Below are 26,415 nucleotides of genomic sequence, written 5' to 3' on the forward strand. Positions count from 1 at the left end.
GCGTCGCCGGCAACAAGCCCATGATCAACACTGGCTGGCTCGGCGGATCGCCGTCATCCGCTCCGACCGGCCCAGCAGAGCGTGCGCTCGCCAGCGCCTGCCTGCAGGGCCTCGACCGACTCCTGCCCGGCCGACGGACCCCCACGAGCGGCGCTACCTCGGGCGGGGCCGCGAGCTCGCCGGACTCCTCGCGCGGGCAGGCGGCTGGACGTCAGCCGAGCGCGAGCACCCGCACCAGCTGGCGGGCGGCGTCCCCGCCGTCGGTGAGGGCGACGTCCAGAGCGCCGGAGACGTCGAGGTCGTCGAACAGCCGGTCGGCCACCGCGCGGCTCGCCGCCGGCGACGAGCCGGGACGGCCGGCGGCGGCGAACAGCTGGTCCAGCCGCGCGGACGCCGTCTCGAGCAGCTCGGGCCGGTACTCCCACGGCTGCGACCACGGCCGGTCCAGCACGAGCAACCGCAACGCCGGTCCGGAGGTCACTCGCAGCAGGTCGGCGACCAGCGTCAGGTTGCCCGTCGACTTCGCCATCTTGGCGCCGTCCTGGGACACCGCCCCGACGTGCACCTGGCTGCGCGCGAACGGCGCCACCCCCGAGGCCGCCTCGGCCATCGCCGCCTGGTGCGCGTGGTGCGGGAAGGCCAGGTCGGCGCCGCCCACCAGGACGTCCACACCCCGACCCAGCGTCGCGGTCGCCATCGCCGCACACTCGGCGTGCCAGCCCGGCCGCCCCCAGCCCCACGGGGAGGGCCAGGCGGGGTCCCGCTCGCCGGAGGGCCGCCACACCGGCACGTCGGTGGGGTCCTCGCGCAGCGGGCCGTCCGGCTCGTCGCCGAACTCGGCGGCCAGCTCGTGCGCCCGGTCGTGCGACAGCCCCGACGCCGCCACGGCCTCGGCACCGCGGAAGAACACGTGCCCCTCCCGCTCGTACGCCCGCCCGGCCCGCAGCAGCGCCGCAGCCAGCTGCTGCACGTGCGTGATGTGGTGCCGGGCCCGCGGTGCGTGGGTCGGCGGCCGCACCCCGAGGGCGCGCATGTCCTGCTCGAAGGCGAACTCCTGGCCCAGCGCGAACTCGTCGTAGTGCCGGCCGCGGGCGTCGGCGGCGCGGGTCAGCACGTCGTCGACGTCGGTCACGTTCCGGCTGGTCACCACCTCGACCCCGGCCAGCCGCAGCACCGACGTGAGGACGTCGGCCCACACGAACGTCGCCGCGTGCCCGAGGTGCGTCACGTCGTAGGGCGTGATGCCGCAGACGTACACGCGCGCGGGGCTGACCACCGGCAGCGGTCGGCCACCCAGCCGCAGCTCGGCACTGAGGACGTCGACCGGCTCGGCGACGCGGCCGGCGACGCCGACGATCCCGGGTGGAGTAGCAGCAGGCAGGGGCATGCCGCCATCCTGCCCGCTGCGCTCACCCCTCCCGCAGCAGCCCGCGGACGCCACACACGGATCACCGGATCGCATCGTCAACCGCAGGTTGACGCACCGGGACCGTCAACCTACGGTTGACGGCATGACCCACCCCACCCCGCTCTCCACGTCCGTCCGACTCGACGACCTCATGGCCACGATCAAGGAGGTCCACACCGATTCCCTGGAACGGCTGACCGACGCCGTCCTCGTCGCCGACCACATCGGGGAGGTCGCCGACGCGCTCATCGGTCACTTCGTCGACCAGGCCCGCCGGCAGGGCGCCTCGTGGACCGAGATCGGCGCGAGCATGGGCGTGACCAAGCAGGCCGCGCAGAAGCGCTTCGTACAGCGTCCGGGTGCCGCCGACTCCGCCGCGCTCGACCCCAACGCCGGGTTCAGCCGGTTCACCCCGCGGGCCCGCAACGCCGTGGTCGCCGCGCAGAACGAGGCGCGCGCCCGGCGCGACCAGCAGATCCGCATCGAGCACCTGGTGCTCGGCCTGCTGGCCGAACCGGAGGGGCTCGCTGCGCGGGCGGTCGTCGCGCAGGGGGTGCCGTTGGACCGGGTCCGCGAGGTGGCGACGGCGGTGCTCGGCCCCGCGGGCACCGGCGAGTCGCCGGAGTTGGTGCCCTTCGACGACCGCACGCGGGCGGCGCTGGAGGCGACCTTCCGCGAGGCGCTGCGACTCGGGCACAACTACATCGGCACCGAGCACGTGCTGCTGGCCCTCCTCGACGCCGACGAGGGCACCGGTGTGCTGGCCGGCCTCGGCGTCGATCGGGCGCGCGCGGAGGAGTTCGTGGCCGGTGCGCTCGCCGCCGTGCAGGACGAGGGCGGACAGCAGTAGCGCCCGTGTGCCACCGTCTCCTCCCGTGACCGCCGTTCTCTCGATCCAGTCGCACGTCGCCTACGGCCACGTCGGCAACTCCTCCGCCGTCTTCCCGCTGCAGCGCCTCGGCATCGAGGTGTGGCCGGTGCACACCGTGCAGTTCTCCAACCACACCGGCTACGGCGAGTGGACGGGCCGGGTCTTCGACGGCCAGGCGATCGAGGAGGTCGTCGAGGGCATCGCCGAGCGCGGCGTGCTGGGCAGCTGCGACGCCGTCCTCTCCGGCTACCTCGGCTCGGCCGACATCGGCCACGCCGTCGTCCAGACCGTGCGGCGGGTGCGCCAGGCCAACCCAGCGGTGGTCTACTGCTGCGACCCGGTCATCGGCGACGTCGGCCGCGGCGTCTTCGTCCGCCCGGGCATCCCGGAGTTCATGCGCGAGGTCGCCGTCCCCGCCGCCGACCTGGTCACGCCCAACCACTTCGAGCTCGACTTCCTCGCCGGGACGGCGACGAGGACCCTCGGCGAGGTCCGGGACGCCGTCGCCGCGGTCCAGGCGCTCGGCCCGCGGGTCGTGCTGACCACCTCGCTGGTCACCGACGACACCCCCGGGGACGCCGTCGACCTGCTCGCCTCCGAGAGTGGCCGGCACTTCCGGGTGCGCACCCCGCGGCTGGACCTCTCGGTCAACGGCGCCGGCGACGCCATCGCCGCGCTCTTCCTCGCCCACTGGCTGTCGAGCCGGGACGCCGGAGCAGCGCTCGGCGCGGCCGCGGCCTCGGTGCACGGCCTCCTCGAGGCCACCGAGCGGGCCCGCTCGCGGGAGATCCTGCTGGTCGCCGCGCAGGACGAGTTCGTGACGCCGAGCCACACCTTCCCGGTCGAGGAGGTCTGACGGAGGACACCCTCCTCCCCGCCCTTCGTAGAGGACCCGGGGCGAGGCCGGCGCCTAGGGGATGAGGACCAGCTTGCCGTGGGTGTGGCCGGCCATCCCCTGCCGGTGCGCCTCGGCGACGTCCTCCAGCGGGAAGGTCGCCGCGACGACGACCTCCAGCCGGCCGGCGCCGGCCGCCTCGGCCAGCTCGGGCCGGGCGGCGTCCCGCAGCTGCGTGCCGGGGTCGGCGCCCGGCCCGGCGCCGAGCGCCCTGATCCCGTCGGCCGCGGCCCGGCCGAAGGCGGCGATGGTGGCGATGCGCTGCCGGTCGGCGACCAGCTCCAGGGAGACGTCGACGGCCTCGTCGCTGCCGACGAGGTCCAGCGCCGCGTCCACCCCGCCCGGGGCGAGCTCGCGCACCCGGCCGGCCAGCCCGTCGCCGTAGCGCACCGGCTCGGCGCCGAGCCGGCGCACCAGGTCGGCGCCGGCGCCGCCGACGGTGCCGATGACCCGCGCACCGCGGAGCGCCGCGAGCTGGACGGCCATCAGCCCCACCCCGCCCGCGGCGCCGTGCACCAGCACGGTGTCGCCTTGGCCGACGCCGGTCGCGGTGAGCGCGTGCACCGCCGTGGCGCCGGTGAGCATCAGACCGGCGGCCTGCGCCCAGCCGAGCGACGCCGGCTTGGGCATCAGCGCCGTCGCGGGGACGACGAGCTCGGCGGCGTACCCGCCGGAGACCCGGAACCCGATGACCTCGGCTCCGACGGCGAGGTCGACGTCCGGACCGACCGCGGTGACCACCCCGGACACCTCGAAGCCGAGGCGCCGCGGGAGCGCGGCCGGGTCGGTGCCGAACGCGCCGGTGTAGCTCTTCCAGTCCGCCGGGTTGACCCCGGCGGCGCGGACCTCGACCCGCGCCTGCCCGGGGCCGGGGTCGCCGACCGGCCGGTCGACGACGGTGAGCACCTCGGGACCGCCGTAGGCGGTCGCCAGGACGACGCGCGTCACTCGGACGCGGCGGCGGCGGTGTCCCCCTCGCCCTGCTGGGCGCTGGGCGGGCCGATCCAGACGGTCTTGGCGTTGCAGAACTCGTACATGCCCACCTCGGTCAGCTCCCGGCCGTAGCCGCTCTGCTTGACCCCGCCGAAGGGCAGCTCCGGGTAGCTGGTGGTCATCCCGTTGACGAACGCCATGCCCGACTGGATGTCGCGGATGAACCGCAGCCGCTCGCCCTGGTCCTCGCTCCACAGGTTGGAGCCCAGGCCGTAGACGTGCTCGTTGGCCAGCCGGATCGCCTCGTCCAGGTCGGCCACGGTGTGCAGCGCGGCGACCGGGCCGAACACCTCCTCCGACCAGATGCCCATCTCCGGGGTCACGTCGGTCACCAGGGTCGGCTCGTAGAACCAGCCGGGCCGGTCGACCCGCTTCCCGCCGGTGACGACGGTGGCGCCCTTCTCGACGGCGTCGGCCACGTAGCGCTCGACGTCCTCCCGGCCGGACTCGGTGGCCAGCGGGCCGACCTTGGTCCCCTCGTCCATCGGGTCGCCCACGGTCAGGGCGGCCATCTTCTCGGCGAACAGCCGGGTGAACTCCTCGGCGACGTCGGCGTGCACGAAGAAGCGCTTGGCGGCGATGCAGCTCTGCCCGTTGTTCTGGCAGCGCGCGGTGACCGCGACCTCCGCGGCCCGGTCCAGGTCGGCCGAGGGCATGACGATGAACGGGTCCGACCCACCCAGCTCCAGCACGGTCTTCTTCAGCGCGTCCCCGGCGACCGTGGCCACCGCCTGACCGGCAGCATTGCTCCCGGTCAGCGTCGCAGCCACCACCCGGTCGTCGCGCAGCACCGCCTCCACCTGTCCCGACCCGATGAGCAGGGTCTGGAAGACGTCGTCGGGGAACCCGGCCTTGCGGAACAGCTCCTCCAGGTACAGCGCCGTCTGCGGCACGTTGGACGCGTGCTTGAGCAGCCCGACGTTGCCGGCCATCAGCGCCGGGGCGGCGAACCGCATCGCCTGCCACAGCGGGAAGTTCCACGGCATGACCGCCAGCACCACACCCAGCGGCTGGTGCACGACGTAGGCCTCGACCGCGCCGACCGCCTGCGCGTCGGCCGGCTGGGGCTGCAGCATCTGCTCGCCGTGCTCGGCGTAGTAGCGCAGCGCCTTGGCGCACTTGCCGACCTCCGCCTGCGCCGAGGCCAGCGTCTTGCCCATCTCGGTGGTCATCAGCTCCGCGACGCTCTTGGCGTCGGCGTCCAGCACGTCGGCGGCGGCCCGCAGCCAGCCGGCCCGCTGCTGCGGGGTGGTCAGCCGGTAGCGGTCGAAGGCGGCCGCGGCCCGGGCGATCCGCTCCTCGACCGCGTCGTCGGACAGCGGCTCGAAGGTCTGGAGCGTCTCGCCGGTGGCGGGGTTGACCGTGGCGATGGCCATGGGCGGCGTCCTCTCTCGGGTGCGGGGCCTCCGGTGCCCCGCGCACGTCAACTCTGTCGCTCCTGGGCGTTCCCCGCGCCGGTCGCGGGCACACCCGCCGCACCCGCGAGGACGGCGAACGTCCGGCGGGCCATGAGGTCGGCGTCGAAGGCGTCGGTCGCCCGGACCCGCGCCCGCCGTCCCAGCTCGGCCCGCCCGCCCGGGTCCGCGAGCAGGCCGGCCAGGGCGGCGGCGAGCGCTCCGGCGTCCCCCGGCGGGACGACGACGGCGTCCCGGCCGACCGCGACCGCGACGTCCCCCACGTCGGTGGCCACGCAGGGCAGCCCCTCGGCCATGGCCTCCAGCAGCACCAGGGGCAACGCCTCGTGGCGGGAGGACAGGCAGAACAGGTCGAGCCCGGCGAGGAAACCGCGCACGTCGTCGACGAAGCCGCAGAAGGTGACCGGCAGACCCGCGGCCGCGGCGCGCAGCCGGTCGCCGTCGCGCCCCTCGCCGCCGACCACCACCTCGACCGGCACGCCGGCGTCGGTCAGCGACCGGACGGCGTCGATCAGCACGTCGAAGCCCTTCTGCGCGGTGAGCCGGCCCAGCCCGCCGACCCGCGGCACCGTCCGCCCGGCCGGTCCGGCCGGATCGGCGGGCAGGTCGACGCCGTTCGGGACGACGTGGACCCGGTCGGCGGGCACCGCCAGGTCGGCTCCCAGCTGCTCCCGCGCACCGGCGGCCGGGGTGAGGACGGCGGCCATCCGCCCGTACAGCCCGGCCACCCGCGCGCGGAACCCCCCCGCTCCGGCGTCGCCCGGCAGGTGCAGGACGCCGACCGTGGGCGCCACCTCGAGCGCCGCCGCCACCGCCGCGGCGTTGGAGCCGGGGTCGACGAGGTTGACCAGCACCACGTCCGGGCGCTGCGCGGCCAGCGCGTCCCGCACCGCCGGTGCGACGGCGGTGTGCCGGGCCAGCGGGACGAGGGCCAGCCGGCCGGGTGGAACCACGGGCGCGAAGCGCCCGGCGAGCGGCTCGGCGCAGACCAGCGACGCCGCCCAGCCCAGCCCGCCGGCCCGGCGCAGCAGGGAGGTCAGGTAGACCTCGGCGCCGCCCCAGTTCTCGGAGTCGCAGACCAGCGAGACCCGGTTCACGCGCCGGCACCGACCAGCTCGCGGGCCGCGGCGAGCACGTCCCTGGTCCGCACCGAGTCGGCGCAGCGGAAGTCGATCGGGCAGACCAGGTGCGGGCACGGCGCGCACGGCACGTCGGCCACCAGCGCGCGGTGCCGCGGACCGGGGTGCGCCCAGCGGACCGGGTCGCCGGGCAGGAAGACGGTGACGCTGCGGGCGCCGACGGCGGCGGCCAGGTGCGCGGTGCCGGTGTCGTTGCCGACCAGCACGGCGGCGTCGCGCAGCAGCGCGGCCAGCCCGCCGAGGCTGGTCGCGCCGGTCAGGTCGACCGCCGGGGCCCGCATCGCGGCCACCACCGCCGCGCCGACCGCCCGCTCCCCCGGTCCGCCGGTGACGACCACGACCAGCCCGTCGGCGGCCAGCGCGTCGCCCACCGCGGCGTACCGCTCGACCGGCCACCTGCGGGTCGGCGACGAGGCGCCCGGGTGCAGGACGGCGTAGCCGCCGGGCACCAGGCCCGCGCGGTCCAGCGTCGCCGCGTGCTCGGCCTCGTCGGCGGGCGTGGACGGGAAGGCCATCTCGGGCGGGCCGGCCGGCGGGAGGCCGAGGTGCTCGAACAGCCGGGTGTGCCGCTCGGCCTCGTGCAGGTGCAGCGGATAGCGCAGGTGCAGGTGCTCCGTGCCGCGCGGCGGCGCCCAGCCGGTCGGGGCGAACCCGCCGACCAGCCGGGCGCCCAGGGCGGCGGTGACCCGGTTGGCCCCGGGCCGGTCGCCGTACACCTGCAGCGCCAGGTCGAAGCGCCGCTCGGCCGCCGCCGCGGTGAACGCCGCCCACGCCGCCGGGTCCGGCTCGCGGCCCGGTGGGCGGTCGGGGACGTCGTCCGCCCCGGGGAAGGGCAGCAGCTCGTCGACGGCGTCCCCCATCCGCTCCACGACCGCGGCGGTCTCGGGCCAGGTGACCAGGCTGACCGCCAGGTCCGGACGGGCGGCGCGCAGCCGGCGCAGGGCCGGCAGGGAGCAGAGCAGGTCGCCCAGGCCCACGCGCAGCCGCACCAGGGCCACCCGGCGCACCGACGGGTCGGCGAGGAGGGCGGTCACCTGCGGCATCTTCCCCGGCGGCGACGCCGCCGCAACTCTGCTCTACTGCGGGTCCTGCCGATGTGGCTGGAGTCGGTCCAACCCGGAGGTCCCGTGCACCCCGCCCACGTGCTGCGGCTGTGCAGCGTGTTCGAGCCCGTGCGGGTCGACGGACGGTCCGCGCGCTACGACCCGATCGGCGGCATGCAGAACCACACCGCCACGCTGACCCGCTGCCTGGACGCCCAGGGGCACGCGCAGACGGTGGTCACCTCGCGGCTGGCCGGCCGGCGCGGCGTCACCCGGCTCGACCGCTCCGCCGTCGTGCACCGCACCGGCCTGCCGGTGCCACGGCTGCGCCAGCTGTGGGCGCTGGACGCGCTGCGCGTCGTCCTGCGGCGGCCCGCCCGGCCGGTCGACGTCGTGCACGCCCACCAGGGCGAGGACCTCGCCACCCTGCCGCTGGCCCGCCTCGCCGCGCGCAGGCACCGCTGCCCGCTGGTGGTGACCGTGCACTGCAGCGTGGGACACACGCTGACCGGCCGGGGTCCGCGCACCCGGCTGCTGCGGGCGCTCGGCGGGGCGGTCGAGCGCTCCGTGCTGCGCCGGGCCGACGCCGTCGTCGTCCTCACCGACCGGACGGCGGCCGCGCTGGCCGCCGACGGGGTGCCGGCGGAGCGGGTCAGCACCATCCCGTCGGGGTTCGACCCGCGCCTGTTCGGCGGCGGCTCCCCCGACGTGTTCCCGTCCGCGCGCCGCCCCCGGATCGGCTACGTCGGCCGGCTCGCCCCGCAGAAGCGCGCCGACCGGCTGGTCGAGGCCTTCGGCCGGATGCGCGAGCCGGCGTCCCTCGTGGTCGTCGGTGACGGCCCGGACCGCGAGCGGGTGCACGCGCTGGCGACCGGCCACCCGCGGGTGCACCTCTCCGGGTTCGTCGAGCACACCGCGGTCCCGGCCGTGCTGGCCTCGCTCGACGTCCTGGTGCTGCCCTCGGCCTACGAGGAGATGGGCTCGGTGCTGACCGAGGCCCTGGCCTCGGGGCTGCCCGTGGTCGCCAGCGACGTCGGCGGCATCCCGGAGGTGGTGCACCACGGCGTCACCGGGCTGCTCGTGCCGCCCGGGGACGTCGACGCGCTGGCCGCGGCGCTGGACCGGCTGGCCGCCGACGACGGGCTGCGGGCCCGGCTGGCGGCGGGCGCGCTGGCCCGGGCCGCCGAGTACGCGTGGCCCCGGCTGGCCGCGCGGGTGGCGTCGGTCTACGCACGGGTGCGGCAGGAGGACGCGCTGGAGGCGGTGGCGTGACGGCGGTCGGCGTGCTCGTTCCCGTGTACGACCAGGCCGCGTTCCTGCCCCGCGCGCTGGAGGGGCTGCTCGCCCAGGACCTCGCCGACTGGACGGCGCTGGTGCTCGACGACGGCTCGACGGACGCCTCCGCGGTGGCCGACGTGGTGCGCGGGCTGGGCGACCCCCGGCTGCGGCTGCTGCGCCGGCCGGCCAACCGAGGGCTCGGCGCGACGCTGAACTCCGGGCTCGACGCGCTGGACACCCCGCTCGTCGCCTACCTCCCGGCCGACGACGGCTGGTCGCCCGGCCACCTCGCCGCGCTGCTGCGGTGCCTGGCCGAGCCGGACGTCGTCCTGGCGCGGTCCGGCCTGGCCGAGCCCTCGGACACCGCGTACGAGCAGCTGGTGCAGGTGGCGCACCGGGTCACCGCCGACCGGTGGACCGAGCGGGCCGAGCTGGAGAGCGACGACCTCGGCCGGCTGATGTGGGACCGGCTGCGGGCCCGCGGGCGGACGGCGGACACCGGCCGCGTCACCTGCTCCTGGACCCGCCACCCCGGCCAGCGGTCGGCCGCCCTGCGGGAGTCGCGGGACGGCGGGCTCAACGTCTTCCGCAGCCGCTACCGGGTGCGCGAGCCGCTGCGCTTCGCCTCCTCGGACGGCGGGGAGGTCGACGAGGTCGCCCGCTACGCGCGGTTCCGGTCGCGGTCGTACCCGCCGGCCGCGGACGGGCTGTCGGTGCTGCTGGTCGGCGAGCTGGCGCTCAACCCGGAGCGGGTCCTGGCGCTGGCCGGGCGCGGGCACTCCCTCACCGGGTTGTGGACCACGAGCGGCCTGGGTGACTCGACCGTTGGCCCGCTGCCGTTCGGGCACGTCCCCGACCTCGACCGCGACCGGTGGCGCGACGCCGTCCGGGAACGGGCGCCCGACGTGGTGTGGGCGCAGCTGAACTGGCGGGCGGTGCCCCTGGCGCACGCGGTGCAGTCGGCGTTCCCCGAGCTGCCGTTCGTGTGGACGTTCAAGGAGGCGCCGCAGCGCAGCACCGTCCGCGGCGAGTGGCCGCTGCTGGCCGAGCTGGTGTGCCGCGCCGACGCGTCGCTGTTCGCCACCGAGGAGGAGCGCGACTGGTTCGCGCTGGCGCTGTCCGGCCGGGTCGACCCGGCCCGGCTCGGGGTGCTGGACGGCGACCTGCCCGCGCGCGACTGGCTCGACGCCCCGCTCACGCCCAGGCTCTCCGACCACGACGGGCAGCCGCACACCGTCGTCGCGGGCCGGCCGTCCGGGCTGGACCTCGACTGGGTGCTGGCCCTGGCGGCGCGCGGCGTGCACACCCACCTCTACGGGCAGGTCCGGGCGCCGGGACCGAAGGGCTCGTGGACCGGCTGGCTGGACGCCGCGCTCACCGCCGCGCCCGGGTTCGTGCACCTGCACCCGCCGGTGGGGCCGGAGGCCTGGGTGCGCGAGCTGTCGCGGTACGACGCCGGGTGGCTGCACCGCTTCGACAGCGCCAACGACGGCGACCTGCGGCGGGCGACCTGGGACGACCTCAACTCCCCCGCCCGGCTGCCGGTCTACCTGACCGCCGGGCTGCCGCTGCTGCAGCAGGCCAACCCGGGGTCGCTGGTGTCGGTGGAGCGGGTGCTGCGCCGCGACGGCACCGGGCTGTTCTACCGGGACGCCGACGACGTGGCCGCCGTCCTGGCCGGTGAGCTGGCCGCGCGGCGGGGTGCGACGGCGGCGCTGGCGGCGCGGGAGCAGCACACCTTCGACGCGCACGCCGATCGCGTCGTGGACCTGTTCCGGTCGGTCGCCCGCTGAGGGAGGACCCCGTCCTCCCCACCCCTCGCAGGCTCGGGGCGGGACCCGGGACGGGGCCGACGGGGCCCTGCAGGCAGGCCGGTGTCCGGCTCGTCCTGGCGGGCTTCGTCCTGTCGGACCCCCGGCCTACCGTCGCGGCGTGTCGATGGAGCTGCGGTGGGCGGTGACCGACGGGCCGGCCGGGACCGCTGCGGTCGCGCTGCCCGAGGACCGGGCCGCCGTCCGCGCGCTCGGCCTGCACCGCAGCGGCGGCTTCTGGTGCTCCCGGGAGGCCGGTGGGTGCGGCGGCCGGCTCGTCCTGGAGGTCCGGGAGGGTTCCCGGCCGCACTTCCGCCACTGCGGTGACGTGCGCTGCGCCCTCACCGGGTCCGACGCCGGGCCGGCGTACGACCACCTCCGCCACCGGCGCGCGGTGGCGGCGTGGCTGGCCGCGCAGGGGTTCCGGCCGCGGATCGAGGAGGTCCCGGGTCCGCCCGGGAGCGGCGGCCTGCACGTCGTCGTGGCGGAGGTCGGCGCCGTGGTGGAGGTGCAGCTGTCACCGCTGCCGGACACCGCTTGGCGCGAGCGCGACGACCGGTACCGGAGGCGGGTCCGGCACGTGACCTGGCTGTACGGACCCGCGGCCGGGTCGGCAGCGGACACCGAGCTGGCCGTGCGCGGCGTGGCCTACGCGGTGCGCCGGCACAACACGGGCCTGCTGGTCGGCGTCCGCGACGTCGACGGCGGTACGCGCTGGGTGCGGCTCGGCGCCTGCCGCCTCACCGCCGACGGGTTCGAGGCCCCGGGCGCCGCGGAGGCCCGGGCACTGCACGCCCGGCGCGCGGCCGACCGGCGGGACGCGGCACGACGGGCTGCCCGGTGCGCGGAGCGGGCGGCGCAGGGGACACGGGACCACCCCCGGGTCGAGGCACCACCCCTCCTCCCGTTCCCGGCGTAGCGGGCGGCCGCGGCTACTCGCCGGTGGCTCCGTCGAGGGCCTCGCGGAGCAGGTCGGCGTGGCCGTTGTGCCGGGCGTACTCCTCGACCAGGTGGAGCAGGATCCAGCGCAGCGAGAACTCGTCGTCGCGGCCCCACGGCCGGTCGGCGGTGTCGAGCGGGAGCTGGTCGACCACCTTGGCGACCGCGTCGGCGACGGCGTGCCAGGTCGCCCAGGCGGTGTCGACGTCCTCCTGCGTGACGGTCGCGGGGTCGACCCGGAACTGCTCGTCGCAGTCCCGGACCACGTCCGGCCACACGTCGTACGGCAGCCCGCCGAAGCCGACCAGCCAGCCGGTCTCGACGGCCGCGAGGTGGCGCACCATGCCGAGCAGGGTGAGGTCGGAGGTGGCGACGGCGCGGGTCGCCAGCTGCCGCGGCGAGAGCCCCGCGCACTTCCACGCCAGCGTCTGCCGCTGGAAGTCCAGGAACCCGGTCAGCAGCGGGACCTCGTCCCCGACCAGTGGGGCCTCGGTGCGGTCGTCCTCGGGCGTCACCACCACCTCCTCGTCCGGCGTCTGCGGCGGCAGTCTGCCGCATGCAGCCCGGGGCGCCGGCGGTCGTCCTGCGGTGTCCGTGCGCACCGGCGACGGGCGCTACGGCGTGGACTGCTCCTCGGACGGCGTGTCGGCCGCGGCCGCGGTCGCGTCGTCCGGCGCCGGCGCGGGAGCCGGGATGTCCGGCCGCGCCGGGTGCCGGGTGAGGCGCGGCAGGTGCAGGCGCGGGACGTGCAGGACCTCGCGGGTGTGCGCGAGCCGGTCGACGACGCGCGGCGACAGGTGCACGTGCGGGAGGTGCGACAGGTGCGGGTGCGGGACGCGCTGCGCCACCAGCCCGGCCGCCCGCACGCGCAGCCCCGCCTCCTCGCGCGCCCGGATGGCCGCCCGGGCGGCCCGGTGGTCCCGCTCCCACCGCGCCGTGTTGCTCCGCGCCATCGCGATGACCAGCGCGATCTCCAGCCCGAAGCCGAGCACGGCGATGATCGCCCACTTCATGACGACCCACTCCCCGAACCGCCGAGGCAGCCCGGTCCACCCGGCGTCCGCGACGATGACGGCAGGATCCCGCCGCACGAGTTCCGGGACAAGGCCGTCCGCGCCGACTCACCGCGCGACACGCCGATGGACCCCCTGCAGCGCCGCGACGTGCCCGTGCGGGTCGTGCCGCGCGCGCACCCGCGCCCACCCGGCCCGGCCCATCCGGTCGGCCTCGTCGGGCCGGTCGAGCAGCCGGGTCAGCGCGCCGGCCAGCGCGTCGGCGTCCCCCGGCGGCACCAGCAACCCGGTCGAGCCGTCGTCCACCAGCTCGGGGATGCCGCCCAGCGCCGTGGCGACCACCGGCACCCCCTGCGCGGCGGCCTCCAGCACGGCCATCGGGCAGTTCTCCCACCACAGCGCCGGCAGGACGGCGACCGCCGCGGCCCGCAGCTCGGCCGCGACCTCCGGCGGCGGCAGCGGGCCCAGGACGTCGACCGGCAGCCGCTCCGCGGCGACCCGGGACCGCACCGCCCGCTCCAGCCGCCCGGACCCGGCCAGCCGCACCCGCACGCCGGCCGGCAGCCGCGCGGCGGCGTCCAGCAGGGTGTCCACGCCCTTCTCCGCGACCAGCCGGGAGGCGTACAGCACCGTCGGCGGCTCGGCCCGGGCCGGCCGGGGCTCGGGCGCGGCCACCACCGGGTTGGGCAGCACCTCCACCCGGTCGGCCGGCAGCCCGCCGTCGACCACCCGGTCGCGGAGGAAGGCGCTCGGCGCGAGGAAGCGGTCCACCCGGTCGTAGACGCCGCGGCCCCGGGAGGCGTAGGCGTCGGCCGCGGCCGCCACCGACCGCCACCGCGAGCCCTCCAGGCAGCGGTGCCGCACCACCTGCCAGTACCCGCCGGACAGGCACCGGGTGCACGGCGCACCGTCGGTGAACAGCCGGAAGTTGGGGCAGACCGGCTTGTAGTCGTGCAGCGTCATCACCGTCGGCACGCCCCGGCGCTGCAGCGCGTCCAGCACCGAGACGGTCAGCCGCTCGAAGACGTGGTGCACGTGCGCGACGTCCGGCCGCACCTCGTCGACGACCTGCAGGAGCGCCCGGTGGGCCCGCGGTGACCAGGTGCCGGCCCACGCCTCGCCGAACCGGGTGCGGGCGCCGGCGCCCGCCGCGACCGGCAGCCGGTTACGCACCGGCGTCGGCAGCGTCCGCTCCTCGGCGACGGCGAACGGCACCACCTCGTCCCCGGCGGCGCGCAGCAGGTCCGCGGTGAGCACCAGCACCGTCTCCGCACCACCGGGCGCTCGCGTCCAGTGGTTGCCGACCAGCAGGACCCGCACCGGCTCAGGCGCCCGGGAAGGTCAGCACCGCTTGCAGCGGCGGGGCGGCCAGCCGGCGGCCGGCGAGGTCGGCCAGCAGCCGCGGCCCCTCCTCGAACGGCAGGACGTCGGTGACCAGGTGGGTGCGGATCTCCGGGCCCCGCTCGCGCAGCAGGTCGAGGGTGACCCGGGCCAGCGCCGTCCGCGGCCAGGCGTCGGCCATGCCGCGCGGCACCCGGCCGATCTGCGCGCAGACCACCGCCAGGCCGTTGTGGTGGAACTCCTCGCCGAGCCGCACCGCCTCGGCGCCGGCCTGGTAGAAGCCCAGGTCGACGACGGTGCCCTGCGGGCGCAGCGCCTTGAGCCCGGTGGCCAGCGCGGCGTCGTGGCCCCGGCACTGCAGGACGACGTCGGCGCCGGCGTCCCCCCGCCCGTGGTGCCAGCGCTCCTTGACGGCGCGCCACGCGGACCCGTCGTCGGCCAGGGTGGCCAGGCCCAGCGCCTCGGCGACCGCCCGCCGCTCGGCCGAGGGCTCGGCGACGACGACGTCGGCGCCGTGCTGGACGGCGAGCAGCGCGCTCAGCAGCCCGATCACGCCGGCGCCGGTGACCAGCACGTGCCGGTCGCGCACCCCAGCGTCCACGCCCGCGCCGGGCCCGGCGGCGTCGGCGGCGGCGTGCAGCAGCCCGTTGACGCAGATCGGCCCCATCTGCGCGAGGTAGACGCCGAGCAGCGGGTCGAGGTCGTCGGGCACCGGCACCACCGGCCTGGCCGAGGGGTCGGCGCACACGCCGGTGCGGTGCCCGTGGGCCATGGCCACCAGCTGCCCCTCGGCGAGGTCCGGGGTCCGGCTCTCGGTGACCCGGCCGACCTCCATGTAGCCCAGGCTCCGCACGGGGTAGGCGGCCGGCGGGCCGGCGTCGTCGAAGGACCGCAGGTCGGGGTCCCAGTGCAGCAGGTGGTGCGGGTCGGTGCCGCGGACGATCGCCACCTCCGTGCCGGCGCTCACCCCGCTCCACTCGGTGCGCACCCACGCCTGCCCCGGGCCGGGGTCGGGCTCCTCGACGTCCAGGATCGCCGGCTCCCCCGGCGCGACGACGCCGATGCTGCGGACCACCCGGCTCACAGCTGCACCGTCCCGCCGCCGGCGGCCGCGGTCGCGACGGCGACCGCCAGCCGGTGCGTGCGCAGGGCCTCCCGGTAGGAGGTCCGGACGTCATCCCCCTCACCACGGACGGCGGCGACGAACGCGCGGTCCTCGGCGGCGAAGGGGTCGACCCCGCGGTGCACCGTCCGCTCGCCGTCGGCGTCGGTAACCACCAGCTGGTGCTCGGTGAGCCACAGGCCCAGGCCGGGTGCGACCAGCTCGACGCCGATCCGCTGGGCCCGCGGCAGCAGGCAGCTGTTCGAGAAGGACCCCACCGCGCCGGAGCCGAACCGCAGGGCGGCGGTGCACACGTCGAGGATGTCGCCGGGGCCCTGCGGGGAGCGCGAGCCGGTGGCCCAGCCGCCCGCCACCTCGCCGACCAGCACCCGGGCGACGTCGAAGAGGTGGGTGGCCTGCTCGACGGTCTGCCCGCCGGAGCCGTCCTGCCGGGCCCACCAGTCGACGCGCGGCGCCCTGTCCAGCCAGGCGCCCAGCACCATGCGGGCCGGCGCCTCGGCGAGCAGCTCGCGGGCGGTCTCCAGCGTGTCGAGGTAGCGCCAGTGGTAGCCGACCGAGGTGAGCAGGCCGGCGCCGTCGATCCGGTCGGCGAGCGCCTCGGCGGTGGGCAGGTCGGCCGCCAGCGGCTTCTCCACGAACAGCGGCAGCCCGCGGTCGACCGCGGCCGCCTCGACCTCCCCGTGCGCGTGCGGCGGCACGCAGACGTAGAGCGCGTCGAGCCGCTCGACGTCGAGCAGGTCCTGCCAGTGGGCGTAGGCCGCGGCCCCCGCGCGGGCGGCGAGCACCTCGGCCCGGTCGGCCCGCGGGTCGGCGACCCCGGCGACCCGCACGTCCTCGATGGCGGTGAGCGCGTCCAGGTGCCGGCCGGCGATGAACCCGGCCCCGACCAGGCCGATCCTCGTCGTCATGGCGACCCGGTGCCCGGGTGGGCCGGTCGGTGAAACCCGGCCGCCACTCAGCAGGCCGGACGGACCGACGTGCCCTCCCGGGCGGCCCGGTCGGCGGCGCAGGCCAGCGCGTGGGTGCGCAGGGCCTCCGCGTAGGGGACCCGGACCTGCGCCGCCCGGCCGAGCAGGACGTCGACGAACTCGCGGTCCTCCGCGGCGACCGGGTCCTCGTCGCTGCGGCTGACCTCCTCGCCGTCGGCCGTGACCACCCGCAGCCCGTGGTCGGTCAGGCTGCGCTCGAACAGCTCGACCACCCGCCCCTCGGTCACCACCTGCAGGCCGACGGCGTGCCGCCAGCCGAGGACCCGCGTCGAGGAGATGCTGCCCACCGCACCGGAGGCGAAGGACAGCAGCGCCACGGCCGCCGTCGGGACCTCACCGTCGGTGCCGGCCGGCCGCTCGGCCGCCGAGACCAGGTCGACCTCCCCGGCGAGCAGCCGGGCCAGGTCGAGGACGTGCGTCGTCTGCTCGAGCACCTGACCGCCCGAGCCGCCGCGCTGCACCCACCAGGGCGCCGCGGGTGTCCGGTCCAGCCAGGAACCGGTGACCAGCTGCACCTCACCGGCCGGCACCGCCCCCGCCGCGCGCTGCACGACCCCCAGGTGCCGCCAGTGGTAGCCCACCGCCGTGGGGAGGCCGGTCCGGGCGACCCCGGCCGCGACCGCCTCCGCGGTGGCCAGGTCCAGGGCCAGGGGCTTCTCCACGAAGAACGGCAGGCCGCGGGCGACCGCCGCCGCCTCCAGCGGCCCGTGCGCGAACGGCGGCACGCACAGCCAGACCGCGTCGAGCTCCTCGGTCTCCAGGAGCGCGAGCCCGTCACCGTGGGCCCGCGCCCCGCACCGTGCCGCGGCGGCCTCGGCCCGCTCGCGCACCGGGTCGGCGACCGCCACGACCGCCACGTCGGGGGAGGCCGTCAGCGCCGCGAGGTGCCGGCCGGCGATGAACCCGGTGCCGACGACGCCCACCCGCAGGCGGCTCACCGCCCGGCCCCGCACAGCGCGGCCTCGTAGACCGCCGCGGTGTCCCGGGCCATCCGCCGCCGCGTGAAGCCGGCGAGGTACCGGCGCCGGCCGGCGGCGCCCTGCCGGCGCCGCAGGTCCGGGTCGGCGAGCAGCCGTCCGAGGCCCGCCCCCAGGGCGGCGGGGTCCGCGGGCCGCACCAGCGCGCCGGTGACCCCGTCGTCGACGACCTCCTCGCTGCCGATGACGCGGGTGGCCACCACCGGGAGCCCGGCCTCCATGGCCTCCAGCGCCACCAGGGGCATCCCCTCGTGCCGCGAGGGCAGGGCGAAGACGTCGGCCGCGGCCAGCAGCAGCCGGGCGTCGACCCGGTGACCGGGGAACCGGACGGCGCTCCCCACGCCCAGCCCGGCTCCCCGCTTCTCCAGGGCCTCCCGCAGCGGCCCGTCCCCGAGGAGGACGACGGCGAGGTCGGGGAAGCGGGCGAGCAGGCCCGGTACGGCGTCGACGAGGTGGCACTGGCCCTTCATGTGGGTCAGCCGGCCCACGGTGAGGACGACGGGCTGCCGCGGGTCCAGCCCGAGGGCCGCCCGGGCGGCGTCCCGGCCGATCCGGTGGGCCACCGGCGCCACACCGTTGGCCACGGTGGTGATCCGCTCCGGTGGGACGCCGATCCGGTGGTAGGTGCGGCGCACTCCGTCCGAGACGGCGACGAGCCGGTCCACCTCCTCGATCGCGTGGTGGTAGGCCCGCCGCTTGCGCGGGTGGGACACCAGGTAGGGCAGGTGCTGGGTCTGCACGACCACCCCGCACCCGGCGCGGCGGGCCAGGCGGACGCCGTCCCAGTCCTCGCTGCCGGTGCCGACGTGGCAGTGGAAGACGTCGGCGGGGTGGGTGTCGAGGAAGCCCGTCACGACCCGGGCGAACCGCGGGTCGCGGGGTGAGGGCAGCTCGACCGTGCGGGCACCGAGCGCGGCGGCCCGGTCGAGCAGGCGCCGGCCGCCCACCGTCGGCCTCATCATCAGCGCCACGTCGGCCGTCCCCGCGTACTCGGCGACCAGGTCGACCATGTGCGCGCCCATCCCCGAGGGGTCCGTGGACGGCGTGTACAGGCAGATCGAGCGGCGGACGGACATCGGCGGCCTCCTCGTCGGTGCCCCGTGGTCTCCGGGAGCGAGGAAGCTACCGCCTCGTCGCCACCCGTGTGACCTGCAGCGCACCGGCCGGGCCGCGCCGTGCACGGCCGGGCCGGGCGCCTGCCCGGTCCCGTCCTCGGACCCGAGGGAGGGCCCGCCGGGTACCGCTGGCCGTGCGGGACCCGCCGTGACGAGCCCGGCGACGAGAGCCGGGTTCGTGGGTGCGCCGGGCCGGCCGGCGGGTAGGGGCAGGTCGTGACCGTCGACGTCGCCCCCGGGACCGTGGTCGTCTACACCGACGTGGTCTGCGCCTGGTCCACCGTCGCCCTGCAGCGCTTCTACGCGGCGCGGTCCCGGCTGGGTCTGGACGACCGGGTGCGCGTCGACCACCGGGTGTACCTGCTGGAGGACGTCAACCGGTTCGCCCTCCCCATGCGGATGCTGCAGGCCGAGATACCGGTGGTCGGCTCCCTGGAGCCCGATCTGGGCATCACCCCGTGGCAGGGGCAGCCGTCGGACTGGCCGGTGACCGCGCTGCCGGCGAACGAGGCCGTGCACGCGGCCAAGGCCCAGTCGGCCGCGGCCGCCGAGCAGCTGGACATGGCGCTGCGGCTGGCGTTCTTCCGGGACAGCCGCTGCATCAGCATGCTGCACGAGGTGGTCGACGTCGCCGGAGACTGCGACGCGGTCGACGCCGGCGCGCTGGCCGCGGCGCTGGAGGACGGACGGGCCAGGGGCCCCATGATGGCCGACTACCGGGCGCACGCCGACGAGGTGCAGGGCAGCCCGCACTTCTTCCTGGCCGACGGTTCCGACGTCCACAACCCCGGCATCGAGCTGCACTGGTCCGAGGCCGGCTACCCGGTCGTCGACGCCGACGACCCGGGCGTCTACGACGACCTCGTCCGGCGCGCGGCCGACGCGGCGCAGGGCGCGGCGTGAGCGGGCGCCCGGTCGCGGACGTCGTCGTCCCCGGCGCGCACGCCCGGCATCTCCTCGACGCCCATGCGGCGCAGGAGGGGGCCTGCTGACGGAGGGCCGGGCGTGCCGCGGCGCCCGGTGGGTAGTCGGGGGTCCGTGGCTGACACCCAGGACGGTCCCGACCTGCACCCGACGACCCGCGAGCTCGCCAGCGGCCCGAACTACGCCGCGATCAGCACGCTGATGCCGAGCGGGCACATCCAGACCCAGTACATCTGGGTCGGCGTCGACGGCGACCGGTTGTTCGTCAACACCGAACCCCACCGGCAGAAGTTCAAGGACCTCGAGCAGGACCCGCGGGTGACCCTGGCGATCCGCGACGAGCGGAATCCGTACCGCTACGCCGAGGTGCGCGGCCGCGTGGTCGGGACCGAGCGGGGCCCGCGAGCCCGCGCTCAGATCGACGAGCTGTCCCACAAGTACGACGGCAAGCCCTGCCCCGCCGAGAACATCAGGACCGAGCGGGTCACCGTCTGGATCGAGCCGGAACGCCAGACGATCGCCGGCTAGCGGACCCGCGGTCCCCCACGCGGCCGAGCGTGCCGCGGCGTCCCGAGCAGGACGCCCCCCGGCGTGCCAGGGCGGGGCAGCCCAGCGGCAGCGGGGTGGCCAGCGGCCGCAGGACGACGCGGGTCGCCGGCCGCGCGACGGGGTCCCGGTCCGCCATCAGCTGACCAGGCTTGGGTCGCGGACTCCTTGAGGGTGCTGTTCGCCCACTCGGCCTGGCGCAGGGTCTGCGGGTGGCAGCGCTGGGCGAGGGCGAGCAGGTCGGTGTCCCGGATGCCCTGCGCGACCTGGGCGATCATCTCCCAGTCCGCGGACACCCCCTGCGCGTGGGTGGAGAGGCTGCGCAGGTCCCGCAGCAGCAGCAGCGCGGGGGCCGAGCGCCGGCCCAGCCGGTCGCTGACCGCCTCGCTGAGCTCCGCCAGGACCCGGAGCTCGCCGGCGGGCTCGGGGTCGAGGCGCACCCCGTACCGGTCGCCGAACGCGGCCAGCCGCCGCACGTGGTCCTGCGACCAGCCGGCCAGGTCGCGGCCGACGTGGAAGAGCTCGTGGTCGACCCTGTGCCGCTCGGCGACGGCCAGCAGCCGGTGCGCCGGACCAGCGGCCTCGTGAGCCGGTCGGGTGCGTTGTTCGCCTGCCAGCCGAACAGGTCCTTGGGGTCGAGCCGGCCGCGGTCGACCCGGTCGACGGCCCCGCCGCGGACGCCGACGATCCGGCCGTCCCTCACCGCGATGTCGAGGGCGTCGCCGTTGCTGTGCAGGATCGACGCCGACTGCACCCAGCGCTCGACGTCGTCCTCGGTCAGCCCGTCGGCGAGGTGCTGGTCGACGCGGGTCGGCCAGGTCTCCCCGACGGCGTACGGCGTCCGGCTCCCCCAGGGCTCGGCGATGCGGTCGGTGCGCGGCATGGCGGCCGCCGTACCCGCAGGTGAGGGAGCTCAGAACACCGGTCGCACGACCGGACCGGACACCCGGCCCCGGGGACGCCCCGCGGCCCGGGGTCCGGCCGCGGCGAGGTCGGCGAGCGGCGCCCAGCGCACCGCCAGCATGCAGATGTCGTCGTGCAGCGGGTCGTTCCCGGTCATGTCCGCGACCAGGAGGTCGCACAGCTGGTCGGGGGGTGCTCCGGACAGGGACTGCGCGGTGGTGCGGAGACGGTCGAGCCCGGCGTCGAGGTCCTGTCCCCGGCGTTCGACCAGCCCGTCGGTGTAGAGCAGCAGCGCGTCGCTCCCGGTCAGTCGGTCGTGGGCGGACGCGAACCGCGGCGCGGACAGGCTGGCCAGCGGCAGGGTCCGGCCGCCCTCGAGGAAGCGGGTGGTCCCATCGGGCCCGATCAGCAGCGGCGGCGGGTGCCCGGCGCAGGCGTAGGTCAGCCGGCCGTCCCGGGGGTCGAGGACCGCGTAGGCGACGGTCGTGCAGGCGGCGCCGGGGACGTCCTCGGCGAAGGCCGCGACGCGCCCCAGCAGGTCGGCGGGGTCGGGGAAGGCGGGCGCCAGCGCGCGGAGCGCGCTGCGCATCTGGCCCATCGTCGCGGCGGCGTGCACGCCGTGTCCGACGACGTCGCCGACCACGTGGGCGACGGCGCCGTCCGGCAGGGCGATGACGTCGTACCAGTCGCCACCGACCTCCAGTTCCGGTGCGGCGGCGCGGTAGGCGTGGCAGGTGGGCAGGTCGGGGACGTCGACCTGCCGCAGCAGGGAGCGCTGCAGCTCCACGGCGATCCGGTGCTCCTGCTCGGCCAGCCGGTGCTCGGCCGACACGTCCTGCAGCAGCACCACGACCCGCTGGGGGTCGACCCGGTGGAGCTGCACCTCGACGTGGACGCGCGTGCACCCCGAGGACGCCGGGAGCTCGATGCGGCGGCCGGCGGCGAGCTGGCCGACCTGCTGGGGACGGGACCCCACGAGGGTCCGGGTACCCGGGGACAGGCGGTCCAGGACGGCCACGAGGTCCCGCAGCGGCGCGTCCTCGAGCGCGGGCGCCAGCATCCGCACCGCCGCCGGGTTGACCTGCTGGACGGCACCGGCGTTGTCCACCTCGATCAACCCGACGGGGCACAGGTAGAAGAACCGGTACATGCGCTCCAGCTCGTCCGCCGCACTCATGCGTCACGGACCGCGAGGTACTGCCGGGGCGACCCGACCGCGGCGAGCAGCCGCAGGCGGACCGGGGACAGCCGCATCCGGAAGGTGAACGTGAAGTCGAGCTCCTCGTCCAGCGTGCGTCCCGTCTCGGCAGCCCGGGCGAAGCGGCCGGCCACCAGGGGGTGGTCGGCGCAGGGACCGACCGACGTGAAGAAGTCGCGACCCACCACGCGCTCGCGGCCGAGCCCGGACCGTCGTGACTCGTCCGCGTTGTAGTGCAGGACCACCCCTCGGCGGTCCATGGTGATCAACCCGAAGGCCAGGTCGTCGAGGGCCTCGGCCGGCGCACCCTCCAGGACGCCGAGCAGCCCGGGGTCGGCGAAGGACGGAACGGCGCCCCCTGGCCACCGGTCAGCGCCGACGCGATCCGCCATCCGGCCACGCTAGCCCCGGCCCACGGCGTCGACCAGCGACCGGAGCGCGCCTCGCTCGTGGTCGCTCCGACCCAGCACGAGGGCCGGTCCGCCTCCCGCCCGAGAGGGCAAGAACGGTCGGGCGCCGCGCCGCCGTCCCCGGCCAGACTGCCCACGTGGCCGACGACGACCCCCTCCCCGGACGGGACCGACTCCGCGAGCTCCTCGACGCCGTCCTCGACGAGGACAACCGCACGCTCCCCGACATGGCCGGCGACGCCTACGCCAGCCCCTGGTACTTCGCCCGGCAGGTGAGCCGGGGCGCCGGGGAGCCGCCGGTGGCGCTGCGCCGCCGGGTGCTGCTGGAGCGGGCGGCGTGGCAGCTGCGCGAGGGGTCCAGCGTCACCGACGCCGCCTTCGCCGCCGGGTACGAGTCGGTCGAGGGCTTCGCCCGCGCCTTCGGCCGCGCCTACGGTCGCTCCCCCGGCACACCGGACGCCGGCCGCCCGCGCACCCGCGACGAGCACTGGCTGCCGGCACGCAACGGCATCCACTTCCACCCGCCGACCTCGCTGTGGGTCGCCGACGACAGCGGGCGCGGCTCCCCGGACGAGGTGACCGCGATGCTGGTCCACCACGACATCGAGGACACCCGCGCCCTGTTCGAGGTCGCGAAGGCACTCGCGGACGAGGAGTACCGCCGCGCCCGGCTGCCCGGGCTGTCGGTCCTGCCCTGGAGCGGTGCGGAGGAGTCGATCGCCGCCCTCCTCGGCACACTGGTGTGGACCAAGGAGGTGTGGCTGGCCTCCATCGAGGGCGCCGGGCAGCCCGCCCGCGGCGCCGACGACCCGGCCGCCCTGCTGGCCCGGCACGACGCCGTGGCACCGCGCTGGCTGGCTGCCGTCCGCGACATCGCCCGGCGCGGCGCCTGGGGCGACCGGCTGGTCGACGCGCTGTGCGAGCCGCCGGAGACCTTCGTCCTCGGCAGCGTCGTCGCCCACGTCCTCACCTTCTCCGCGCACCGGCGGCTGCTGGTGCGCCACCTGCTCCGGGACGCCGGCCTGGCCGTCGACTCCGGGGACCCCATCGACTGGCTGACCAGGAGGGATCGATGACCCGCACCGTCTACTACACCGCAACCAGCCTCGACGGCTTCATCGCCGACGAGCGGCACTCACTGGACTGGCTGCTCTCCCGGCACTCCGACGAGCACGGTCCGATGGGGTACGCGGAGTTCGAGAAGCAGGTCGGCGCGCTGGCCATGGGCGCCACGACCTACGAGTGGGTGCAGCAGCACGGCGGGCCAGAGGCGTGGTCCTACACCGTGCCCGCGTGGGTGTTCACGCACCGGCAGCTGACCGCGTACCCGGGCGCGGACATCCGGTTCACCGCGGCCGACGTCGCCGAGGTGCACGCGCAGATGGTCGCCGCCGCCGGGGGCCGCGACGTGTGGGTCGTGGGCGGCGGCGACCTGGCCGGTCAGTTCGCCGACCGCGGCCTGCTCGACGAGGTGGTCGTGGCGATCACGCCGGTCACCCTCGGCGGCGGGGCGCCGCTGCTGCCGCGCCGGCTCGAGCTCAGGCGGACGGAGGAGGCGGTCAACGGCGAGTTCGTCTGCGTCCGCTACGACGTCGTCCGCAGGTGATCTCGCCGAGGCCTCCCGCGGCCGGGTGAGCAGTTGCGGTCGGCGACACGTGATGACGCGCCGGGCCCGGCGACCGCAACTGCCCACTCGACCCGACCGCGGACCCGCCGACGCATGACCATTCACTGTCGTGCATACTTCTTCGCGTGTCCAAGGTGCTCACGTCCCTGCCCGTCGGCGAACGCGTCGGGATCGCCTTCTCCGGCGGTCTCGACACCTCCGTGGCGGTCGCGTGGATGCGTGACAAGGGCGCGGTTCCCTGCACCTACACCGCCGACATCGGCCAGTACGACGAGCCCGACATCAGCTCGGTGCCCGGGCGCGCGACGGCCTACGGCGCGGAGGTCGCCCGGCTGGTCGACGGCCGCGCGGCGCTGGTCGAGGAGGGCCTGGCGGCCCTGACCTGCGGGGCGTTCCACATCCGCTCCGGCGGGCGCAGCTACTACAACACCACGCCGCTGGGCCGCGCGGTCACCGGCACCCTGCTGGTGCGCGCCATGCTCGAGGACGACGTCCAGATCTGGGGCGACGGCTCGACGTTCAAGGGCAACGACATCGAGCGGTTCTACCGGTACGGCCTGCTGGCCAACCCCTCGCTGCGCGTCTACAAGCCGTGGCTGGACGCCGACTTCGTCACCGAGCTCGGCGGCCGCAAGGAGATGTCGGAGTGGCTGACCGCGCACGGCCTGCCCTACCGGGACAGCGCGGAGAAGGCCTACTCCACCGACGCCAACATCTGGGGTGCCACCCACGAGGCCAAGTCCCTCGAGCACCTCGACACCGGCGTCGAGATCGTCGAGCCGATCATGGGTGTGCGGTTCTGGGACCCGGCGGTCGACATCGAGCCCGAGGACGTGACGATCGGCTTCGAGCAGGGCCGGCCGGTGGCGATCGACGGCAAGACGTTCGACACCGCCGTCGACCTGGTGCTGGCGGCCAACGCGATCGGCGGCCGGCACGGGCTGGGCATGTCCGACCAGATCGAGAACCGCGTCATCGAGGCCAAGAGCCGCGGCATCTACGAGGCCCCCGGCATGGCGCTGCTGCACGCGGCCTACGAGCGGCTGGTCAACGCCATCCACAACGAGGACACCCTCGCCACCTACCACAGCGAGGGCCGGCGCCTCGGCCGGCTGATGTACGAGGGCCGCTGGCTGGACCCGCAGGCGCTCATGCTGCGGGAGGCCCTGCAGCGCTGGGTGGGGACGGCGGTCACCGGCGAGGTCACGCTGCGGCTGCGGCGCGGCGAGGACTACTCGATCCTCGACACGACCGGACCGGCGTTCAGCTACCACCCGGACAAGCTGTCGATGGAGCGGACCGCGGACTCCGCCTTCGGCCCGTCGGACCGGATCGGCCAGCTGACCATGCGCAACCTCGACATCGCCGACTCCCGGGCCAAGCTGGAGCAGTACGCGGCCCTCGGCATGGTCGGCAGCGGGCACCCGCGGCTGATCGGGGTCGCCCAGGCGGCCTCGACCGGCCTGATCGGCGCGATGGACGCCGGCGGTGCGGAGGCCATCGCCTCCCGCGGCACGGTGGCCGACGACGAGCAGCTGCTCGACCGCGCCGCGATGGAGTCCGGCACGGATTGAGGACCCCGTCCTCCCCACCCTTCGCAGGCTCAGGGTGGGACCCGGGACGGGGCCGGCGGCGTCCTGCAGCGAGGTCGGCGGGCCTGGCCTCAGGACTGGCGGTAGACCGCGTCGGGGACGTCGGTGACGAACATGTGCCCGGGCGCGTGGGTGATCGCGAACGGCGGCCGGGAGGCCATCAGCGCCGCCTGCGGGGTCACCCCGCAGGCCCAGAACACCGGGACGTCGCCCTCGGCGGGCTCGACCGGGTCGCCGAAGTCCGGCGCACCGAGGTCCGCGATGCCCAGGGCCCCGGGTACGCCGACGTGCACCGGCGCACCGTGCACCTGCGGCATCCGGGCGGTCACCTGGACCGCGGCGGCCACCAGCTCGCCGGGCACCGGCCGCATCGACACCACCAGCGGCCCGGACAGCCGGCCGGCGGGGCGGCAGGCCCGGTCGGTGCGGTACATCGACACGTTGCGCCCCTGCTCGATGTTGCGCACCGGCACGCCCGCGTCCAGCAGCGCGGTCTCGAAGCTGAAGCTGCACCCGATGAGGAAGGCGACCAGGTCGTCGCGCCACAGGTCGACGACGTCGGTCGGCTCGTCGACCAGCTCGCCGTCCCGCCACACCCGGTAGCGCGGCAGGTCGGTGCGCAAGTCGGCGTCCGGCGCCAGCACCGTGCGGTACGACCCGGCGTCGGTCACGTCGAGCAGCGGCACCGGTTTCGGGTTGCGCAACCCGAACAGCAGCACGTCGTAGGCCCAGTCCTGCGGGACGACGACGAGGTTGGCCTGGGTGTAGCCGGGCGCCCAGCCCGACGACGGGACGGCCAGGCCGGCGCGGTAGTGCTCGCGGGCGACCGCGGGGTCGGCGGCGGGGAGCGTGGCGGTCACGGGGT

Annotated in this window: 26 protein-coding genes; 10 read left to right on the forward strand and 16 right to left on the reverse strand. The window is 76.4% G+C overall.

Annotated elements, in window-relative coordinates:
• Positions 1 to 211: 211 nt before the first annotated feature.
• A complete protein-coding gene (locus BMW27_RS03430; protein ID WP_091439062.1) occupies positions 212 to 1,387 on the reverse strand; it encodes a cysteine--tRNA ligase in 1,176 nt (391 codons plus the stop codon).
• Positions 1,388 to 1,511: 124 nt separating this feature from the next.
• Between BMW27_RS03430 and BMW27_RS24260 the strand changes: the two genes are divergently transcribed.
• Together BMW27_RS24260 and pdxY are read left to right on the forward strand one after the other, a co-directional pair.
• Positions 1,512 to 2,258: a Clp protease N-terminal domain-containing protein gene (locus BMW27_RS24260; protein ID WP_091439066.1), complete on the forward strand. Its 747-nt coding sequence runs from the start codon at positions 1,512 to 1,514 to the stop codon at positions 2,256 to 2,258.
• Between the two features lie 25 nt (positions 2,259 to 2,283).
• Complete coding sequence (pdxY, locus tag BMW27_RS03440) at positions 2,284 to 3,135, forward strand: pyridoxal kinase PdxY (protein WP_091439069.1); 852 nt, start codon at positions 2,284 to 2,286, stop codon at positions 3,133 to 3,135.
• A gap of 54 nt (positions 3,136 to 3,189) precedes the next feature.
• Here pdxY and BMW27_RS03445 read toward each other — a convergent pair whose 3' ends face one another.
• From BMW27_RS03445 to BMW27_RS03460, 4 genes are read right to left on the reverse strand one after another with little or no spacing between them, the layout of a single operon-like run.
• Complete coding sequence (locus BMW27_RS03445) at positions 3,190 to 4,122, reverse strand: quinone oxidoreductase family protein (RefSeq protein WP_091439072.1); 933 nt, start codon at positions 4,120 to 4,122, stop codon at positions 3,190 to 3,192.
• Positions 4,119 to 5,543 carry an NADP-dependent succinic semialdehyde dehydrogenase gene (locus tag BMW27_RS03450; RefSeq protein WP_091439075.1) on the reverse strand — a complete coding sequence of 475 codons (1,425 nt, stop codon included), beginning with the start codon at positions 5,541 to 5,543 and terminating at the stop codon, positions 4,119 to 4,121. Before BMW27_RS03450 ends, BMW27_RS03445 begins: the two co-directional genes overlap by 4 nt.
• 47 nt (positions 5,544 to 5,590) lie before the next feature.
• A complete protein-coding gene (locus BMW27_RS03455) occupies positions 5,591 to 6,679 on the reverse strand; it encodes a glycosyltransferase family 4 protein (protein ID WP_091439078.1) in 1,089 nt (362 codons plus the stop codon).
• A complete protein-coding gene (locus BMW27_RS03460; RefSeq protein WP_091439081.1) occupies positions 6,676 to 7,764 on the reverse strand; it encodes a glycosyltransferase family 9 protein in 1,089 nt (362 codons plus the stop codon). Before BMW27_RS03460 ends, BMW27_RS03455 begins: the two co-directional genes overlap by 4 nt.
• Positions 7,765 to 7,848: 84 nt before the next feature.
• Between BMW27_RS03460 and BMW27_RS03465 the strand changes: the two genes are divergently transcribed.
• The 3 genes from BMW27_RS03465 (at position 7,849) to BMW27_RS03475 (ending at position 11,772) form a co-directional block, all read left to right on the forward strand.
• Positions 7,849 to 9,036 carry a glycosyltransferase gene (locus BMW27_RS03465; protein WP_091439084.1) on the forward strand — a complete coding sequence of 396 codons (1,188 nt, stop codon included), beginning with the start codon at positions 7,849 to 7,851 and terminating at the stop codon, positions 9,034 to 9,036.
• A complete protein-coding gene (locus BMW27_RS03470) occupies positions 9,033 to 10,835 on the forward strand; it encodes a glycosyltransferase family 2 protein (RefSeq protein WP_091439087.1) in 1,803 nt (600 codons plus the stop codon). The genes BMW27_RS03465 and BMW27_RS03470 overlap by 4 nt, the downstream gene beginning before the upstream one ends.
• 139 nt (positions 10,836 to 10,974) lie before the next feature.
• On the forward strand, positions 10,975 to 11,772 hold the full coding sequence (locus tag BMW27_RS03475) for a competence protein CoiA family protein (protein ID WP_091439089.1): 798 nt from the start codon (positions 10,975 to 10,977) through the stop codon (positions 11,770 to 11,772).
• Positions 11,773 to 11,785: 13 nt separating this feature from the next.
• On the opposite strand, the gene BMW27_RS03480 is transcribed toward BMW27_RS03475, so the two are convergent.
• The 7 genes from BMW27_RS03480 to BMW27_RS03510 form a co-directional block, all read right to left on the reverse strand.
• Positions 11,786 to 12,307 carry a DinB family protein gene (locus tag BMW27_RS03480; protein WP_091439810.1) on the reverse strand — a complete coding sequence of 174 codons (522 nt, stop codon included), beginning with the start codon at positions 12,305 to 12,307 and terminating at the stop codon, positions 11,786 to 11,788.
• A 99-nt stretch (positions 12,308 to 12,406) separates the two neighbouring features.
• Entirely contained in the window at positions 12,407 to 12,805 is a 399-nt protein-coding gene (locus tag BMW27_RS03485; protein ID WP_139206819.1) for a hypothetical protein, read from the reverse strand.
• A gap of 108 nt (positions 12,806 to 12,913) precedes the next feature.
• Entirely contained in the window at positions 12,914 to 14,125 is a 1,212-nt protein-coding gene (locus BMW27_RS03490) for a glycosyltransferase (RefSeq protein ID WP_091439095.1), read from the reverse strand.
• 4 nt (positions 14,126 to 14,129) lie between these two features.
• Positions 14,130 to 15,230, reverse strand: a complete 1,101-nt coding sequence (locus BMW27_RS03495) for a zinc-binding dehydrogenase (RefSeq protein ID WP_091439098.1) — start codon at positions 15,228 to 15,230, stop codon at positions 14,130 to 14,132.
• Entirely contained in the window at positions 15,227 to 16,177 is a 951-nt protein-coding gene (locus BMW27_RS03500) for a Gfo/Idh/MocA family protein (protein WP_091439101.1), read from the reverse strand. The genes BMW27_RS03495 and BMW27_RS03500 overlap by 4 nt, the downstream gene beginning before the upstream one ends.
• 47 nt (positions 16,178 to 16,224) lie before the next feature.
• A complete protein-coding gene (locus BMW27_RS03505) occupies positions 16,225 to 17,196 on the reverse strand; it encodes a Gfo/Idh/MocA family protein (protein ID WP_217638025.1) in 972 nt (323 codons plus the stop codon).
• Entirely contained in the window at positions 17,193 to 18,311 is a 1,119-nt protein-coding gene (locus BMW27_RS03510) for a glycosyltransferase (RefSeq protein ID WP_091439107.1), read from the reverse strand. Before BMW27_RS03510 ends, BMW27_RS03505 begins: the two co-directional genes overlap by 4 nt.
• Positions 18,312 to 18,566: 255 nt before the next feature.
• Between BMW27_RS03510 and BMW27_RS03515 the strand changes: the two genes are divergently transcribed.
• Together BMW27_RS03515 and BMW27_RS03520 are read left to right on the forward strand one after the other, a co-directional pair.
• Positions 18,567 to 19,253: a DsbA family protein gene (locus BMW27_RS03515; protein ID WP_091439110.1), complete on the forward strand. Its 687-nt coding sequence runs from the start codon at positions 18,567 to 18,569 to the stop codon at positions 19,251 to 19,253.
• Between the two features lie 135 nt (positions 19,254 to 19,388).
• Entirely contained in the window at positions 19,389 to 19,802 is a 414-nt protein-coding gene (locus BMW27_RS03520) for a TIGR03618 family F420-dependent PPOX class oxidoreductase (protein ID WP_217638026.1), read from the forward strand.
• Here BMW27_RS03520 and BMW27_RS03525 read toward each other — a convergent pair.
• The 3 genes from BMW27_RS03525 to BMW27_RS03540 form a co-directional block, all read right to left on the reverse strand.
• The gene (locus tag BMW27_RS03525) at positions 19,799 to 20,296 is read right to left on the reverse strand and encodes a hypothetical protein (protein ID WP_217638027.1); all 498 of its coding nucleotides are present in this window, start codon (positions 20,294 to 20,296) and stop codon (positions 19,799 to 19,801) included. The two genes, BMW27_RS03520 and BMW27_RS03525, sit on opposite strands and share 4 nt — an antisense overlap.
• Positions 20,297 to 20,733: 437 nt before the next feature.
• A complete protein-coding gene (locus tag BMW27_RS03535) occupies positions 20,734 to 21,900 on the reverse strand; it encodes a PP2C family protein-serine/threonine phosphatase (RefSeq protein WP_091439118.1) in 1,167 nt (388 codons plus the stop codon).
• Positions 21,897 to 22,313 (reverse strand): PAS domain-containing protein, encoded by a 417-nt coding sequence (locus BMW27_RS03540; protein ID WP_091439124.1) that lies wholly within the window; start codon positions 22,311 to 22,313, stop codon positions 21,897 to 21,899. The genes BMW27_RS03535 and BMW27_RS03540 overlap by 4 nt, the downstream gene beginning before the upstream one ends.
• A gap of 155 nt (positions 22,314 to 22,468) precedes the next feature.
• Here BMW27_RS03540 and BMW27_RS03545 point away from each other — a divergent pair, with 155 nt between their 5' ends.
• From BMW27_RS03545 to argG, 3 genes are all read left to right on the forward strand, one after another.
• On the forward strand, positions 22,469 to 23,407 hold the full coding sequence (locus tag BMW27_RS03545; protein ID WP_091439127.1) for a helix-turn-helix domain-containing protein: 939 nt from the start codon (positions 22,469 to 22,471) through the stop codon (positions 23,405 to 23,407).
• Positions 23,404 to 23,937: a dihydrofolate reductase family protein gene (locus tag BMW27_RS03550; protein WP_091439131.1), complete on the forward strand. Its 534-nt coding sequence runs from the start codon at positions 23,404 to 23,406 to the stop codon at positions 23,935 to 23,937. Before BMW27_RS03545 ends, BMW27_RS03550 begins: the two co-directional genes overlap by 4 nt.
• Positions 23,938 to 24,083: 146 nt before the next feature.
• Positions 24,084 to 25,532: an argininosuccinate synthase gene (gene argG / locus BMW27_RS03555; RefSeq protein ID WP_091439133.1), complete on the forward strand. Its 1,449-nt coding sequence runs from the start codon at positions 24,084 to 24,086 to the stop codon at positions 25,530 to 25,532.
• A gap of 89 nt (positions 25,533 to 25,621) precedes the next feature.
• On the opposite strand, the gene BMW27_RS03560 is transcribed toward argG, so the two are convergent.
• Positions 25,622 to 26,410: a putative hydro-lyase gene (locus tag BMW27_RS03560; RefSeq protein ID WP_175486334.1), complete on the reverse strand. Its 789-nt coding sequence runs from the start codon at positions 26,408 to 26,410 to the stop codon at positions 25,622 to 25,624.
• Positions 26,411 to 26,415 lie beyond the last annotated feature (5 nt).

The organism is Geodermatophilus poikilotrophus, assembly GCF_900111455.1.
Taxonomy (GTDB): domain Bacteria; phylum Actinomycetota; class Actinomycetes; order Mycobacteriales; family Geodermatophilaceae; genus Geodermatophilus; species Geodermatophilus poikilotrophus.